The sequence below is a fragment of the Streptomyces sp. NPDC051563 genome (assembly GCF_044454225.1).
Taxonomy (GTDB): Bacteria; Actinomycetota; Actinomycetes; order Streptomycetales; family Streptomycetaceae; genus Streptomyces.
Genome location: NZ_JBITDL010000010.1, coordinates 93,434 through 108,431 on the forward strand (window position 1 = coordinate 93,434; position 14,998 = coordinate 108,431).

General features: G+C 71.6%; 13 protein-coding genes. 5 read left to right on the top strand and 8 right to left on the bottom strand.

The window, feature by feature from the left end; genetic code table 11:
• Positions 1-50 precede the first annotated feature (50 nt).
• Positions 51-626: a 50S ribosomal protein L25/general stress protein Ctc gene (locus ACIA8F_RS14060; RefSeq protein ID WP_399378584.1), complete on the top strand. Its 576-nt coding sequence runs from the start codon at positions 51-53 to the stop codon at positions 624-626.
• Between the two features lie 91 nt (positions 627-717).
• Entirely contained in the window at positions 718-1,308 is a 591-nt protein-coding gene (gene pth / locus ACIA8F_RS14065; protein WP_399378586.1) for an aminoacyl-tRNA hydrolase, read from the top strand.
• Between the two features lie 96 nt (positions 1,309-1,404).
• Here the strand turns inward: pth and ppc are convergent, their stop codons facing one another.
• Entirely contained in the window at positions 1,405-4,170 is a 2,766-nt protein-coding gene (gene ppc / locus ACIA8F_RS14070; protein ID WP_399378587.1) for a phosphoenolpyruvate carboxylase, read from the bottom strand.
• Between the two features lie 384 nt (positions 4,171-4,554).
• On the opposite strand from ppc, the gene ACIA8F_RS14075 reads away from it, so the two are divergent.
• A complete protein-coding gene (locus ACIA8F_RS14075) occupies positions 4,555-5,535 on the top strand; it encodes an acyl-CoA desaturase (protein WP_388497945.1) in 981 nt (326 codons plus the stop codon).
• Positions 5,532-6,206 (top strand): TetR family transcriptional regulator, encoded by a 675-nt coding sequence (locus ACIA8F_RS14080; protein WP_383947427.1) that lies wholly within the window; start codon positions 5,532-5,534, stop codon positions 6,204-6,206. Before ACIA8F_RS14075 ends, ACIA8F_RS14080 begins: the two co-directional genes overlap by 4 nt.
• A gap of 74 nt (positions 6,207-6,280) precedes the next feature.
• Here ACIA8F_RS14080 and ACIA8F_RS14085 read toward each other — a convergent pair whose 3' ends face one another.
• Together ACIA8F_RS14085 and ACIA8F_RS14090 are read right to left on the bottom strand one after the other, a co-directional pair.
• Positions 6,281-6,655, bottom strand: coding sequence for a VOC family protein (locus ACIA8F_RS14085; RefSeq protein ID WP_399378589.1), 375 nt, complete (start codon positions 6,653-6,655; stop codon positions 6,281-6,283).
• Between the two features lie 2 nt (positions 6,656-6,657).
• On the bottom strand, positions 6,658-7,530 hold the full coding sequence (locus ACIA8F_RS14090; protein WP_399378591.1) for a trans-aconitate 2-methyltransferase: 873 nt from the start codon (positions 7,528-7,530) through the stop codon (positions 6,658-6,660).
• 160 nt (positions 7,531-7,690) lie between these two features.
• Here ACIA8F_RS14090 and ACIA8F_RS14095 point away from each other — a divergent pair, with 160 nt between their 5' ends.
• Positions 7,691-8,188, top strand: a complete 498-nt coding sequence (locus tag ACIA8F_RS14095) for a MarR family winged helix-turn-helix transcriptional regulator (protein ID WP_399378592.1) — start codon at positions 7,691-7,693, stop codon at positions 8,186-8,188.
• Here the strand turns inward: ACIA8F_RS14095 and ACIA8F_RS14100 are convergent.
• The 5 genes from ACIA8F_RS14100 to ACIA8F_RS14120 all read right to left on the bottom strand — a co-directional run bounded on the left by ACIA8F_RS14100 (position 8,147) and on the right by ACIA8F_RS14120 (position 14,913).
• Positions 8,147-8,932, bottom strand: coding sequence for a LuxR C-terminal-related transcriptional regulator (locus tag ACIA8F_RS14100; protein ID WP_399378593.1), 786 nt, complete (start codon positions 8,930-8,932; stop codon positions 8,147-8,149). The genes ACIA8F_RS14095 and ACIA8F_RS14100 overlap by 42 nt on opposite strands.
• 460 nt (positions 8,933-9,392) lie before the next feature.
• Positions 9,393-10,340 (bottom strand): UDP-glucose 4-epimerase GalE, encoded by a 948-nt coding sequence (galE, locus tag ACIA8F_RS14105; protein ID WP_399378777.1) that lies wholly within the window; start codon positions 10,338-10,340, stop codon positions 9,393-9,395.
• A gap of 186 nt (positions 10,341-10,526) precedes the next feature.
• A complete protein-coding gene (locus ACIA8F_RS14110; RefSeq protein WP_399378779.1) occupies positions 10,527-11,216 on the bottom strand; it encodes a response regulator transcription factor in 690 nt (229 codons plus the stop codon).
• 138 nt (positions 11,217-11,354) lie between these two features.
• Complete coding sequence (locus tag ACIA8F_RS14115; RefSeq protein WP_399378595.1) at positions 11,355-13,133, bottom strand: PQQ-binding-like beta-propeller repeat protein; 1,779 nt, start codon at positions 13,131-13,133, stop codon at positions 11,355-11,357.
• A 106-nt stretch (positions 13,134-13,239) separates the two neighbouring features.
• On the bottom strand, positions 13,240-14,913 hold the full coding sequence (locus ACIA8F_RS14120) for a PQQ-binding-like beta-propeller repeat protein (RefSeq protein WP_399378596.1): 1,674 nt from the start codon (positions 14,911-14,913) through the stop codon (positions 13,240-13,242).
• Positions 14,914-14,998: the final 85 nt, after the last annotated feature.

Sequence of the window (14,998 nt, forward strand, 5' to 3'; positions counted from 1 at the left end):
TTCCGGCCGGGTGACTGTCGTCCATTTCCGTCACCCCACGAGGAGTGAGCATGTCCGAGATCAAGCTTGCCGCGAAGGTCCGCGAAAACTTCGGCAAGGGCTCCGCCCGCCAGGCCCGCCGCGACGCCCTGACCCCCGCGGTCATCTACGGCCACGGCACCGACCCGAAGCACGTCAACGTCGACGCCCACGCCCTGGCGCTGGCGCTCCGCACCCCGAACGTCCTGATCTCCCTGGACATCGCGGACGGCGGCACCGAGCTGGTCATCCCGAAGGCCGTGCAGAAGCACCCGCTGAAGCGCTCGATCTCCCACGTCGACTTCCTGATCGTCAAGAAGGGCGAGAAGGTCACCGTCGACGTCGCGATCGTCACCGAGGGCGAGCTGGCCCCGGGCGGCAACATGCTGGAGACCCTCCAGAACACCATCTCCGTCGAGGCCGAGGCCACGCACATCCCGACCGAGGTCACCGTCTCGATCGCGGGCCTGGAGGCCGGTGCCACCATCACCGCCTCCGACCTGGTCCTGCCGGCCGGCACCACCCTGGCCGTCGACGGCGACATCGCCGTCCTGCAGGTCATCGGCGCGCAGGCCGAGGAGCCGGCCGCCGAGGGCACCGAGGCCTGAGCCTCACCGCTCACCCTCAGCACTTGCTGAACGACCGCCGTCCGGCTCCACTGGAGCGGGACGGCGGTCGTCTTCGTATAAGGAGCTTTTGATGTCGGACGACGCGGCGCCCTGGCTGATCGTGGGTCTCGGGAACCCGGGTGCGGAGTACGCGGGCAACCGCCACAACATCGGTTTCATGGTCGCCGACCTGCTGGCGGAGCGGATGCGCGGCAAGTTCAAGGCGCACAAGGCGCGCGCCCAGGTGGTCGAGGGCCGGATGGGCCCGCCGGGACCGCTGAACCGGCGCGTGGTGCTGGCCAAGCCCATGTCGTTCATGAACCTCTCCGGCGGACCGGTGACGGCGCTGCGGGACTTCTACAAGGTGCCGCTGGACCGGATCGTCGCCGTCCACGACGAGCTGGACATCGACTACCCGACGCTGCGGCTGAAGCTGGGCGGCGGGGACAACGGCCACAACGGGCTGAAGTCGATGACCAAGTCGATGGGACCGGACTACCACCGCGTGCGCTGCGGCATCGGCCGCCCGCCCGGCCGGATGCAGGTCGCCGACTTCGTGCTGAAGGACTTCTCCTCCACGGAGCGCAAGGAGCTGGACTGGTTCGTCGACCGTTCGGCGGACGCCGTGGAGTGCCTCGTCCAGGAGGGCCTGGAGCGGGCGCAGTCCACGTACAACAGCTAGGAGCCGCCGACTCCTGGCGGGCCTACGACGGAGCCCCCGCCGCCGGAGCGTTCCGGTGGCGGGGGCCTCGTCGTACGAGGTGTCTCGTGCGAAGGGTCAGCCGGTGTTGCGCAGGCCGGCCGCGACGCCGTTGACGGTGAGGAGCAGGGCCCGGGACAGGATCGGGTCCGCCTCCTCGCCGCGCTCGGCGGCCGCCCGCTGGCGGGCCAGCAGGGAGACCTGGAGGTAGGAGATCGGGTCCAGGTAGGCGTCGCGGACCGAGAAGGTCTGCTGGAGGACCGGGTTGGAGTCGAGGAGCTTCTCGCCCCCGGTGATCCGCAGCACCTCGCGGACGGTCAGCTCGTGCTCGGCCTCGATGCGGGCGAAGACGTGCTTGAGCTCGTCGGGCACCAGGGTGTCGACGTAGTGGCGGGCGATCCGCAGGTCCGTCTTGGCCAGCGTCATCTCGACGTTGGACAGGAAGTTGCGGAAGAAGTGCCAGCGCTCGCCCATCTCGGTCAGCGCGTCGCCCTGGCCGGCCTCGCGCAGGGCCTTCAGGCCCGAGCCGACCCCGTACCAGCCGGGGACGATCTGGCGGGACTGGGTCCAGCCGAAGACCCACGGGATGGCGCGCAGGCCGTCGAGGCCCGCGCCCGAGTCGGGGCGGCGCGAGGGGCGCGAGCCCAGGTGCAGGTCGGCGAGCTGGTCCACGGGGGTGGCCTTGAAGAAGTACGCCGGCAGGTCCGGGTCCTCGACGAGCGCGCGGTACGCGTCGTGCGCGGCGTCGGAGACGGTGTCCATGGCCGCGTCCCAGCGGGCCAGGTCCTCGTCGGACTGGCGCGGGGCGGTGTGCAGGGCGGAGGCCTGGAGGGTGGCCGCGACGGTCAGCTCCAGGTTCTCGCGGGCCAGCGACGGTACGAGGTACTTGTCGGAGATGACCTCGCCCTGCTCGGTGACCTTGATCTCGCCCTCCAGGGTGCCCCAGGGCTGCGCGAGGATCGCGTCGTGCGAGGGGCCGCCGCCGCGGCCGACGGTGCCGCCGCGGCCGTGGAAGAGGCGCAGGCGCACGCCGTAGCGGTGGGCCACGTCGCGCAGCCGGCGCTGGGCACGGTGGATCTCCCACTGGGAGGTGGTGATGCCGCCGAACTTGGAGGAGTCGGAGTAGCCGAGCATGACCTCCTGGACGTCTCCGCGCAGCGACACGAGGCGCCGGTAGGAGGGGTCCGCGAGCATCTCGTCGAGGATGACGTCGGCGGCCTTGAGCTCGTCGGTGGTCTCCAGGAGCGGCACGATGCCGATCTTGGCCCAGCCGCCGTGCAGGTCGATGAGGCCGGCCTCGCGGGCGAGGACGGCGGCGGCGAAGACGTCGTCGGCGCCCTGGCACATCGAGATGATGTAGGACTCGATGACCTCGGGGCCGAACTTCTCGAAGGCGTCCTTGATGGCGCCGAACACGCCGAGGGTCTTCTGGCCGGCCGCGTCCAGCGGGGCCGGGGTGGGCGCCAGCGGGCGGCGGGAGCGGAGCTCCTTGGCCAGGAGGCGGCCGCGGTAGTCGCGGGGCATGTCCGCGTAGCGCCAGGACTCCTCGCCGAGCCGGTCGAAGAGCTGACCGAGCGCGTGGTGGTGGGCGTCCGCGTGCTCGCGCACGTCCATCGTGGCGAGCTGGAGGCCGAAGGCGGCCAGCGTGCGGATGGTGCGGTCCATGCGGCCGTCGGCGAAGAGCGCGCCGCGGTGCTCGCGCAGGGAGGTCTGGATGAGGGTCAGGTCGGTGAGCAGCTCGGCGGTGCCGAGGTAGTCGCGGCCGTCCTCGTGCGGGATGCCCTTGGCGAGGCGCTCGCGGGTGTTGAGGAGCTTCTGCCGGATGCAGGTGGCCTTGAGGCGGTACGGCTCCTCGGCGTTCAGCCGCTTGTAGCGCGGGCTGATCTCGGGGAGGCGCTCCAGGTCGGCCTGGAGGGAGGTGAGGAGCTCCTCGGTGGCACCGGTGTAGCGGATGGAGTTCGACAGCAGTCCGCGCAGGAAGTCGATGAGTTCCAGGGCGTCGGTGATGCCGTGCTCGTGCTGGAGGATCAGCACGTCCCGGGTCACGTCGGGGGTGACGTTCGGGTTGCCGTCGCGGTCGCCGCCGATCCAGGTGCCGAAGGTGAGCGGGCGGGTGCCGGCGGGGATCTCGATGCCGACGCGCTGGAGCTCGGCGGCGAGGTCCTCGAGGACGTCGCCGACGGCGCCGGCGTGCAGCTCGTCGAGGTAGTAGATCGCGTTGCGGGCCTCGTCGGCGGGCTCGGGGCGGACCACGCGCAGTTCGTCGGTCTGCCAGACGAGGTCGATGTTCTCCGCGAGGCGCAGGTCGTGGCGGCGGCGCTCGCCGGCGCCCGAGACGGGCTCCTCCAGCAGGGCCGCGATGCGGCGCAGCTTGTTGAGGACGCTGCGGCGGGCCGCTTCGGTCGGGTGCGCGGTGAAGACGGGGCGGACGTTGAGGTTCTTGACCGTCTCGCGCAGGTGCTCGGGGTCCGCGTCCTTGAGCATGTCGGCCGTGCGGGCCAGCAGGCCGCCCTCGGCGGCGCGGTGGGCGCGCAGCTCCTTGCCGCGGTGCACCTGCTCGGTGACGTTGGCGAGGTGGAAGTAGGTGGAGAAGGCGCGCACCAGCTTGGCGGCGGTCTCCAGGTCGGTGTCGCCGAGCAGCTCGGCGGCGGCGATCCCGTCGGTGCGCGTGAGGGCTCGGACGCGTTCGACCAGGTCGAGGAGGTCCTGGCCCTCCTGGCGTACGAGGGTCTCGCCGAGGAGGTCGCCGAGGCGGCGGATGTCCGCGCGCAGCTCGGCGTTGGCCGCGCCGGCGGGGGACGTCGCCGGGGCGGTGGTCGTGTGGGCCTGGTCGGCACTGCTCACAGGTGCGGCTCCTTGCAGTGTTTCGAGCGCTACTGGGAGGTGGGCCCCGGATGCGCGCGGTGGTGCCCGCCCGGACCTGGGTCCGGCGGAGCCACCGCTCCTGATGCGCAGCTCGGGCTGCCCGTGCGGACCGCGCTGTCCGACGACACCAGGATAGGTGGCCCGTACCGGTGACCAGGTCCCTGTGTCACCAGGCGGGACGGCGGCCCTGCGACTCGGGCCGATCGGCCCTGTGCCCAGTGCCTTCAGGACGGGATCGCAGCGCGCTCCCCTTGCCGCGAGGGGGACCTTTGCCATACTTACGTTGCCGTAGGTTACGCACCCGTAGGGATGTGTGGCCGGGCGGCGCGCCTGCCGACTCCCTCACCCTCAGGGGACACACCTATGACCATCAGTCCCGACGTGATCGAGGACGCCTCGGCGTCTTCCGGCACGTCCGTGCCGTCCGCGACCCTCGGCGGTGAGAGCAAGCGGTCCGTGGAGCAGATCGCGCTGCTGCTGTTCATCACCGTGCCCTTCCTCGCCCTGCTGGTGGCGCTTCCGCTCGCCTGGGGCTGGGGGGTGAGCTGGCTGGACGTGGGGCTGATGGTGTTCATGTACTTCCTGGCCTGCCACGGCATCACGATCGGCTTTCACCGCTACTTCACGCACGGTTCCTTCAAGGCGAAGCGGCCGCTGCGCATCGCCCTGGCGGTCATGGGGTCGATGGCGGTCGAGGGACCCCTGGTGCGCTGGGTGGCCGACCACCGCAAGCACCACAAGTACTCCGACCACGAGGGCGACCCGCATTCGCCGTGGCGCTTCGGCGAGACGGTGCCGGCCCTGATGAAGGGCCTGTGGTGGGCGCACATCGGGTGGCTCTTCGACGAGGAGCAGACCGACCAGCAGAAGTACGCCCCGGACCTGATCAAGGACCCGGCGATCCGCCGCATCTCCCGCGACTTCATCTTCTGGACGATGTTCTCGCTGGCGCTGCCGCCGCTGGTCGGCGGTCTGGTGACGATGTCGTGGTGGGGGGCCTTCACGGCGTTCTTCTGGGGCTCCCTGGTCCGGGTCGCGCTGCTGCACCACGTGACGTGGTCGATCAACTCGATCTGCCACGCGGTGGGCAAGCGCCCGTTCAAGTCCCGCGACCGCTCCGGCAACGTGTGGTGGCTGGCGGTGCTGTCCTGCGGCGAGTCCTGGCACAACCTGCACCACGCCGACCCGACCTCGGCCCGGCACGGTGTGCTGCGCGGCCAGGTCGACTCCAGTGCGCGCCTGATCCGCTGGTTCGAACAGCTCGGCTGGGCGTCCGACGTCCGCTGGCCGTCCGAGGCCCGCATCGACGCCCGACGCAAGGAAGAAGTGTCGAACGCGGCATGATGGGGGACGTGGGAAACGACGGCAGCAGTTCCAGCAGCGAGAAGCCCAGGCGCAGCCGCCGGGTCCGGATGACGGGCGCCGAACGGCGTCAGCAACTGCTGGACATCGGCCGCACCCTGTTCGCCGAGAAGGGGTTCGAGGGCACCTCGGTGGAGGAGATCGCGGCGAAGGCCGGAGTCTCCAAGCCGGTGGTCTACGAGCACTTCGGCGGCAAGGAGGGCCTCTACGCGGTCGTCGTGGACCGCGAGATGCGCCAGCTGCTGGACGGGGTGACGGGCGCGCTGACGGCCGGGCACCCGCGGGAGCTCCTGGAGCAGGCGGCCTTCGCGCTGCTGGACTACATCGAGAACTACACGGACGGCTTCCGGATCCTGGTCCGGGACTCCCCCGTGGCCCAGTCGACGGGCACGTTCGCCTCGCTGATCAGTGACATCGCCACGCAGGTCGAGGACATCCTGGGCCTGGAGTTCAAGGCCCGCGGCTTCGACCCGAAGCTGGCCCCGCTGTACGCGCAGGCGCTGGTCGGCATGGTCGCGCTGACCGGGCAGTGGTGGCTGGAGACCCGCCAGCCGAAGAAGGCCGAGGTGGCGGCGCACCTGGTGAACCTGTCCTGGCACGGACTGGAGAACCTGGAGGCGAAGCCGCGGCTGGTGGGCCACCGCAAGAAGTGAGCCCCGTACCGCGCGTGCGCACGACGGCGCCCCGTCACCGGAGATCCGGTGGCGGGGCGCCGTCGCGTGGGGCGTCAGCCCCGTTCCGTGCCGTGCCGCTCCAGGAACTCGATCCGGTTGCCGACCGGGTCCTGGGAGTAGAAGCGGCGGTGCCCCGGCAGGTCGTCGTCCCAGACGACCGTGGCGCCGCGCGCCCGCAGTCTGTCCGCGTAGGCCTCGATGCCCTCGACCCTGAGTCCCGGGTGCGCCTTGCGGGCGGGGCGGAAGTCCTCCTCGATGCCCAGGTGCAGCTGGACGGGCCCGGCGGCGAACCAGCAGCCGCCGCGGGCCGCGAGCACCGGGGGCTTGGGGAGCTCGGTCATGCCGAGCACCTCGGTGTAATAGGCGCGGAGCCGCTCCTCCGAGCCGGGAGGCGCGGCGAGCTGGACGTGGTCGACTCCGGCGAGCATGCTCAGGCCTCCTTGCGGGCGACGGCGAAGATCCGGCGGAACGGGAAGACGGTGCCGCGCGGACCCGCGGGGTAGGCGGCGCGGAGCAGGGTGCGGTACTCGGCGAGGAAGGCCTCGACCGCCTCCTCGTCATCGGCCAGGGCCGTGAGCACGGGCCGCAGCGCGGTGCCCTTGACCCAGTCCAGCACCGGGTCGGTGCCCTGGAGCAGCTGGTGGTAGGTGGTCTCCCACACGTCGGCGGAGCAGCCGAGCTCGGTGAACCGCTCCAGGTATCCGGAGGGTTCGAGGATGTGGATGTAGCGGGCTCCGCGTCCGGCGAGCCGGGCCCGCCAGCGCGGGGTGTCGCACAGGTCGGCGAGGATCCGGTGGCTGGGGGCGGTGAAATTGCCCGGGATCTGGAAGGCGAAGGTGCCGCCGGGGCGCAGTCCGTTGATCCAGGGGGCGAAGGATCCGGCGTGGCCGGGGACCCACTGGAAGGCGGCGTTGGAGACGATCAGGTCGTAGGGCTCCTCCGGGAGCCAGTCGGCGAGGTTGCCGTGGCGGAAGTCGAGCGTTCCGGCGCCGCCGGTGGGACCGGCGTACTCGGCTTCGGCGCGGTGGAGCATCTCCGGGGAGAGGTCGTAGCCGGTGATGTGCGCATCGGGCCAACGGTCCGCGAGGAGCGCGGTGACGTTGCCCGGTCCGCAGCCGAGGTCGGCGATGCGGGCGGCCCGGGTGGGCAGCTCGGGTATGCGGGCCAGGAGGTCGAGGAAGGGCCTGGCCCGGTGGCCCGCGTGCCGGAGGTACTGCTGCGGGTCCCAGGTGGGGGCGTCATCCGTGGGGTGGGCGGGGGATGTCGACGCCGGAATCCTGGCCGGCGCGGTATCGGAATGCATGTGCGAGCCTCCCTGCTGGCGGTGCGGACGGAATCGGAACCTTCTCCGGCCCCCTCCATGCCCATGGTCGCGCCAATTATATCTCGATGTCAAGATACTCGAAATCGAGATACTCGATTTAAAGAGACTTCACGTCGACAGACCCTTTACACTGATCCGCATGGAGGACGAGGTCGACCGACTGGTCGCGGCATGGCGGCGGGAACGCCCTGACCTCGACGTGGAACCGCTCGAGGTGCTCAGCCGCGTCAGCAGGCTCGCGCGGCACCTCGACCGTGCCCGCCGGCTGGCCTTTTCCGAGCACGGGCTGGAGCCCTGGGAGTTCGACGTCCTGACCTCGCTGCGGCGGGCCGGCGCGCCCTACCAGCTCTCCCCGGGCCAGTTGCTGACGCAGACCCTGGTGACCTCCGGGACCATGACCAACCGCATCGACCGGCTCGCCAAGAAGGGCCTCGTCGAACGGCTGCCGGACCCCAACGACCGCCGCGGGGTCCTGGTGCGCCTCAGCCCCGAGGGCCGCGACCGCGCCGACCAGGCGCTCGCCGGGCTGCTGGCCCAGGAACGGGCGATCCTGGCCCAGCTCTCGCGGACGCAGCGCGGCGATCTCGCCAACCTGCTACGCCAGTTGACCGCTCCGTTCGACAACATCCCCGGCTAGTCCCTGCCCCGGCAGTCCGGGCAGGTCCGCGGGCCGTACGCCGGCCCGCCGGGCCAGGGCCACCGCCGCGAGCGTGGAGTGCACGCCCAGCTTGCCCAGCACGTTCTGCATGTGGGTGCGCACCGTGTGCGGGGAGAGGAACAGCCGCGCGGCCACGTCCTTGCGGCCCAGTCCCGCCACCATGCAGCGCAGCACCTCGTGCTCCCTGGGCGTGAGGGACTCCACCAGCCGTTCGCTGTCGGTACGGTGCTTGCGCGCCGCGGTCAGTTCGCGGAGCACTCCGGTGAGCAGCGCGGGCGGAAGGTGCGTCTCCTCGCGCAGGACCCCGCGGATGACGGCCAGGAGCCGCGAGAGCGAGCAGTCCTTGGCCACCCAGCCCGAGGCTCCCGCCTGGAGCGCGAGGGCGGCCCGGCGGGCGTCGTCGCGCTCGGCGAGCACGACCGTGCGGACCGCCGGATGGGACACCCGTACCCCCGCCACCAGTGCGATCCCGTCGGCGACGGGCGGGGCGGAGCCGGACTCCCGCTGGACGGGAACGCCCGCGGGGACGGCGGCCAGGTCGGAGTCGACCAGCAGGACGTCGAAGCGGCGGCCCTCGGCCGCCCCGCGTTCGAGGCAGCGCAGCGCGGCGGGGCCGCTGCCGGCCGCGGAGACGTCCACGTCCGGTTCGGCCGCGAGCGCGGCGGCGAGAGATTCGGCGAAGATGCGGTGATCGTCGACCACGAGTACCCGGATACGGACCACAAAACCCCCAAGGGTCGGGGAACGGACGACGGCGGGTACGACGCCCGGACCGGGTGATCCGCAGGCGCCCCGGCCGCCGCCGTGACATCTCTGCACTACCCCGGAGCGGACGTCGTACCCGACTTGTCTCGACCCCTGAATCAACACCGGCCCCCACCGGTGTCACGCATCAGCGTAGGGCCGGGGTCGGCTCGTGGTTGGCCGAATTGCAGAAGTTTTTCGAGCGATTTTCCGGCGAGGCGCATCCGGACGGGCTCCGGGGTGGCTTGAAATCGACTGCCTGCTTCCAACGGAAGCGCCGTTTTACCCGCTGCTGTGCCGCGGGCAGTTGCACGGGGAGTATTTCACTCGGCGTGCGCACGCCGGGCGCCCGCGCGCAGCGCCCGGCGAGGGCGCGCCCGGAACGCACGCGCGCCCCTGCCCGGGTGGGTGCCGGGGATGCCCGCAGGTGCCGGTGGGGTCAGCCGCGGCGGGCGCGGGCGAAGTTCCAGGCGTCCGTCACGATGCCCGTGAGGTCCGAGCGGGTCGGGGTCCAGCCGAGCCGCTCGTGCGCCGTGCGGGCGGAGGCGACGAGGAAGGCCGGGTCGCCGGCCCGGCGGGGGGCCACCACCTCGGGGATCTCCCTCCCGGTGACCTTGCGGACCGTCTCGATGACCTCGCGGACCGAGAACCCGCTGCCGTTGCCCAGGTTGCACACCAGGTGCTCTCCCCCGGCGGCGGCCCGCAGCGCGGCCAGATGGGCCTCGGCCAGGTCGGCGACGTGGATGTAGTCCCGTACGCAGGTGCCGTCCGGGGTCGGGTAGTCCTCGCCGAACACCGAGATCGACTCCCGCTCGCCGAGGGCCACTTGCAGCACCAGCGGGATCAGGTGGGTCTCGGGGTCGTGCAGTTCGCCGAACCGTCCGTACGCACCGGCCACGTTGAAGTAACGCAGCGAGACCGCCGCGAGGCCGTGCGCCGCGCACTCCCCCGCGATCATGTGGTCGACGGCCAGCTTCGAGGCCCCGTACGGGTTGGTGGGGGCGGTCACCGAGGACTCGGTCAGCGGCCCGTCGCCGGGCTCCCCGTAGGTCGCCGCGGTGGAGGAGAACACCAGCCTGCGCACGCCCGCGCCGCGCATCGCGGCCAGCAGGGCCAGGGTGCCGCCGACGTTGTTCTCCCAGTACTTGCCCGGGTTCACCACGGACTCGCCGACCTGCGAGGAGGCCGCGAAGTGCAGGACCCCATCGTAGGAGGGGTCCAGGTGTTCGGCGGCGTCCTGGATGCGGCCCTCGACGAACGCGGCGCCGGCCGGCACCCCGGAACGGAAGCCGGTGGAGAGGTCGTCGAGGACGGTGACCTCGTGGCCCGCCTCCAGCAGACGGGCCGCGACCACGCCGCCCACGTATCCGGCGCCGCCGGTGACCAGGTACTTGGAAGGCCCGGAGGCCTCGGAGGCCTCGGAGGCCTCGGAGGACCGGGAAGCCTGGGGAGCCTGGGAAGACGCCTTCTCGCTCACGTGCCTACTGCCTCTCGCCGGGGAAAGCACGCACCGTGCGCGTGCTGGTCACCGGCATACCGGAATCCGTGCCGCCGGGGAAATCCCCGGCCCCGATCAGGGCCGGACACCCCCGGACGGCGGCAGTGCGGCCCGGTCGAGCAGACCGGTACGGGCGGCCAGCGCGGCCGCCTCCAGCCGCGAGCCCACGCCCAGCTTCATCAGCACCCGCTGGACGTGCGTGCGTGCGGTGCTCGGCGCGATGGCCATCCCGGCGGCGATGAGCCGGGTGTCCTCGCCCTCGGCGACCCGGACCAGCACCTCCACCTCGCGCGGGGTGAGCAGCCGCAGCAGCCGGCTGCCCTCGTCGTCGGGCTGCGCCGCGGGGTTGAGCAGCTCCGCGAAGGCCCCCTGCAACAGCTGCGGGGCGATGGCCACTTCACCCGCCCGGGCCTTGGCCAGGGCGCGCTCCACGCCCTCGATGCGCTCGTCGTGGCGCACGTACCCCGAGGCGCCCGCCGCGAAGGCGGCCGCGATCCCGCGCGGGCTCGGCACCGGGCCCAGGACGACCACGGCGATCTGCGGACGCTCCCGCTTGATCCGGACGATCGGCTCGAAGACCCCGGGACCGGCGGGCGTGGCGGTGCCGAACAGGCAGACCTCAGGGGCGCGGCCGATGACGAGTTCGGCGGCGCCCGCGGCCGGGGCCGCCGCGGCCAGCACCCGGTGGCCGCGCAGTTTCAGGGCCGAGGCGAGCGCCTCGGCCAGCAGCCGGTGCTCGTCGACCACCATGACCCGTACGCCCATTGAGGCACCCACCCCCGCCCTTCTGACCCGGCAAGCTACACGCTTGTTCGACGACGCGGTGGGGATACGGCGCAGAAGCCCCCGGAAGGACGGACCTTCCGGGGGCTTCTGCTGGTCCGGGCGGTGCGCCCGCCCGGCTCAGCCGGTGGTGTAGGAGACGAAGCTGTAGTACGGGTCGGTGGACGCGGTGGACTTGGTCATGACGGCCGTGCGGGAGATGAACAGCTTCCCGTTCTGGTAGCGGTACTCCGCGCTCTCCGGCAGGAACTGGGTCTCGGCGCGCTGCGATTCCTTGGTGTCCGGGTTCTGCATGAGCACGGTCTCCTTCATCGTCTTGCCGTCGATGGAGACGATCTGGCCGCCGCCGTCGTAGGGCGGGGACTTGTAGGCGATGAGGTTGGAGCCGTCCATGCGCAGCGGGTAGACGGTGTAGCGCTCGCCGGCGTCGGCGCGGTCCGCCGTCAGCTTGCCGGTCTCCAGGTCGAAGGAGACGATCTCGTTGGTGCGGCCGGAGTCCGTGGTGCCCTTGTGCTCCTCGGTCGGCAGGTAGAGCTTGCCGTTGCCGACGACCATGTTGACGCAGTCCTCGACCTCGGTGGCCCCGCACTCGGGGTTGTAGTTGCCCGAGGTGAGCGAGATGCGCGCCTTGAGCTGGCCCCCGTCGTCGAGGACGAAGAGGTCGCTGACGCCGGTGGCGTTCTTCGAGGTGTCGTTCACGTCCGCCGCGACGATCAGCGGCTTGGTGGAGACGATCTGGGCGAAGTCGATGCCGGCGGGGAGCTTGTACGAGCCCTTCGGCGCGCCGGTGACGGGGTCGAGGCCCTGGGCGGACAGGACGTAGTCCGGGTGCTGTCCGCACCGGCGGATCACGGCGAGGGCGGGGCCGCCCGCGTAGCCCAGGTCCGAGCACCGGTCCGCGTCGGTCTTGGCCCCCCAGAGGACCTTGCCGTCGGCGAGGTTCCAGGCGGCGCCGCCGTTGAGGCCGCCCGCGGCGACGGTCTGGCCGCTGACGGTGACCTCGGCGAAGGTGATGGGCTTGTCGCCGCCGGTCTGGGACTTGGCCTGGGCCTTCCACAGGAGCTTGCCGGTGTTCAGGTCGATGACGCCGACCTGGTTGCACGGCTGGTACTTCTTCTCGGGCGTCGGCAGGGCCTCGTCGAAGAGGATCGCCGTCTTGTCGTCCGAGACCCAGCGGCTCGCGGCGCAGACGTTGGCGCCGAGCGGGATCTCCCACTTCTTGGCGCCGTCGGCCACGTTGTAGCCGACGATCTTGCCCATGTCGGACTTGGCGTAGGTGGTGCCGGTGAGCCAGGAGCCGGTGATCCGGACGATCTCGGCCGACTCCGGCATCGGGACGTTGACCAGCGTCTTCGACTTGGTCTTGGCGGGCACCTTCTCGGTGCCGCCGCCGCCCGGGGCCTTGTCGCCGCCGGCAGCGGGGCTCGCGCTGCCGTCGGCCACGGGCTGGTTGCCGGAGCCCTTGTCGTCGCCGGAGACGTACAAGAAGCCGCCGCCGACGATGAGGACGATGGCCAGCAGGGCCGCGCCGACGATCATCAGCTGGGTGCGGACTTCGTTGCCACCGCCCCCGGCGGGCGCCGCCGGGCCCTGGGCCGCGTACATCGGCGCGGTGGCGGGCTGCGGCTGCTGCGGGTAGCCGTAGGGCTGCTGCGGATAGCCGTACGAGGGCTGCCCGGCGGGCTGCCCGGCCGGGACCGTCGGGGGCTGGGCCGGGACCGCCGGGGGCTGGGCCGGCGGCGGCGGGGGGCCGGCCGGCGTGGCCGGGGGCACCGGCGGGGGCCCGCCGAAACCGCCGGGCGGCGGGTCCGCGGGCTTGCCGAAGCCGGCCGGCGGCGGGTCCTGCGGGGCGCCGAACCCGCCGGACGGCGGCTGGCTGGGGGGCGGCGGGGTGCTCATCGGTGCTACTGCCTCTCGGTGGGCGGCTCGGCGGACTGTTCGGCGCGCTGGTCGGCGGGGTGTGCGGCAGGGGGTGCGGCGGGCCGCCCGTGCGCGGGGCGGGCCCTCACTTGCCGAAGACCATCAGGAACTTCTCGCTCTTGTTCTGGGCTTGCAGATGGGAGGCGGAGATGAACAGCCGGCCGTCCACGAACTCCACGTCCGGGGAGGTGAAGGAGCTCTCCACCGGGGCCGAGGGGCCGGACGGGTTGCGCAGGACCGCGGTGGGCGTTCCCCCGGCGGCCGGGATCGTGAGGACCTCGCCGCCCTTGTCGCTCTCCGCCTCGCGGTAGACGACGACCTGGCCGCCCGCCGCCTTCAGCGGGGTGAGGGTGCGTCCCTCTCCGGCCGGGGTGCGCCACTTCACCTTGCCGGTGCCGAGGTCGAAGGCGACGATCTCGTTCGCCTTGCCGATGTCGGCCTTGGTGGGCAGGTAGAGGGTGTTCGCGTCCACGTAGGAGGAACCACAGCTCTGGAGCGAGTGGTTGAAGAGGCCGCCGCAGCCGACCGGGAAGCTGCCCTCGCCGGCGACGGTGGTGCGCTGCTTGCCATCGGGTCCGAGGACCACGATGGAACGCTCCTTGCCCTCGCTGTTGCCGAGGTCCAGGACGATCGGGTCGAGCGAGTAGACGTTCTTGACGTCGAAGCCCTTGGGGAGCTTGTAGATCCAGGTGTTCTTGCCGGTGACCGGGTCGGCGTCCATGACCTCGACGGTCTTGTCGGCGTCCTGGCAGGTCGCGATCGAGATCATCTTCCCGTTCAGGGCGACGAAGTCGGTGGGCCGGCAGCCCTCGTCCCGCTTGTTGTCGAAGAGCTTGTCCCCGGTGCTGACCTTGAACGCGCTGCTCGTGCCCAGCCGGTTGACGACGAGGGAGTCACCGGTGAGGGCGAGGTCGACGGAGGTCATGATGTCGAAGAGGCCTTCCTTCGGTACCTCCTTCGTCCATCCCTCCTTGCCGGCCTTCAGGTCGATCATCCGCATCATGTTGCAGTCGGCGCCGCTGGACTCGCCGTTCTTGTACAGGACGACGGTCTTGCCGTCCGCGGTCATGCCGGTGACCCCGCAGATCTCGGTGGGGAGGGCGAGGGTCCACTTCTCCTTGCCGTCCTTGACCCCGTAGCCGGTGACCGACTTCCAGAGGGTCTTGACGACGGTGTCGCCGACGATCCACTGGCCCTGGGAGTCGACGCCCGAGCCGGGACCGTCGATCGTGCTGCTCTTGAACCACAGGACCTTGCTCTCGCCCTGCTTGCGGCCGGCGTTGAGGTCCTGTTCCTCGCCGCCGTTGCCGCTGCCGTCGCCCTTGTCCACGGAGGCGGAGGGCGAGGCCTTGTCGTCGGCGGGCGGTGTGGTGTCCTGCCCGATCACCTTGTCGGACGTCTCCTTGCCGTCGAAGAGCAGGAAGTAGCCGCCGGTGCCCAGGACGAGCACGCCGGCGACGGCGGCCGCGATCACCACGGCGAGCTTCTTCTTCGGCCCGGCGGGCGGCCCCGGCGGCATGCCGGGGGGCATGTGCGGGGGCTGTGGCGGGAAACCGTAGCCACCGGGCGGCTGCTGCCCGTACGGGCCCTGCGGCTGCTGCCCGTACGGAGCCTGCGGCTGCTCGCCGTAGGGACCCTGCTTCGCGTAAGGGTTCTCGCCCTGCGGAGGGAATCCGTAGCCGGGCTGCGGCGGCCCGGGCAGGTGCCCGTAACCGGAAGGGTTCGGCGGCTGGTTCGGCGGCTGGGGCGGCTCGGTCATCAGCGCATACCTTCGGCTTCGGGTGTGGGAGGAAGCCCTTTCTATCACTGGTCGCGCGTACGGGCCGGGCCGGTCCGCCCCCTGT

Bases quoted from the DNA above. Each gene is read 5' to 3' on its own strand.
- ACIA8F_RS14060 (WP_399378584.1), top strand. From the start codon at position 51: ATGTCCGAGATCAAGCTTGCCGCGAAGGTCCGCGAAAACTTCGGCAAG.
- pth (WP_399378586.1), top strand. From the start codon at position 718: ATGTCGGACGACGCGGCGCCCTGGCTGATCGTGGGTCTCGGGAACCCG.
- ACIA8F_RS14075 (WP_388497945.1), top strand. From the start codon at position 4,555: ATGACCATCAGTCCCGACGTGATCGAGGACGCCTCGGCGTCTTCCGGC.
- ACIA8F_RS14080 (WP_383947427.1), top strand. From the start codon at position 5,532: ATGATGGGGGACGTGGGAAACGACGGCAGCAGTTCCAGCAGCGAGAAG.
- ACIA8F_RS14085 (WP_399378589.1), bottom strand. From the start codon at position 6,655: ATGCTCGCCGGAGTCGACCACGTCCAGCTCGCCGCGCCTCCCGGCTCG.
- ACIA8F_RS14090 (WP_399378591.1), bottom strand. From the start codon at position 7,530: ATGCATTCCGATACCGCGCCGGCCAGGATTCCGGCGTCGACATCCCCC.
- ACIA8F_RS14095 (WP_399378592.1), top strand. From the start codon at position 7,691: ATGGAGGACGAGGTCGACCGACTGGTCGCGGCATGGCGGCGGGAACGC.
- ACIA8F_RS14110 (WP_399378779.1), bottom strand. From the start codon at position 11,216: ATGGGCGTACGGGTCATGGTGGTCGACGAGCACCGGCTGCTGGCCGAG.
- ACIA8F_RS14115 (WP_399378595.1), bottom strand. From the start codon at position 13,133: ATGAGCACCCCGCCGCCCCCCAGCCAGCCGCCGTCCGGCGGGTTCGGC.
- ACIA8F_RS14120 (WP_399378596.1), bottom strand. From the start codon at position 14,913: ATGACCGAGCCGCCCCAGCCGCCGAACCAGCCGCCGAACCCTTCCGGT.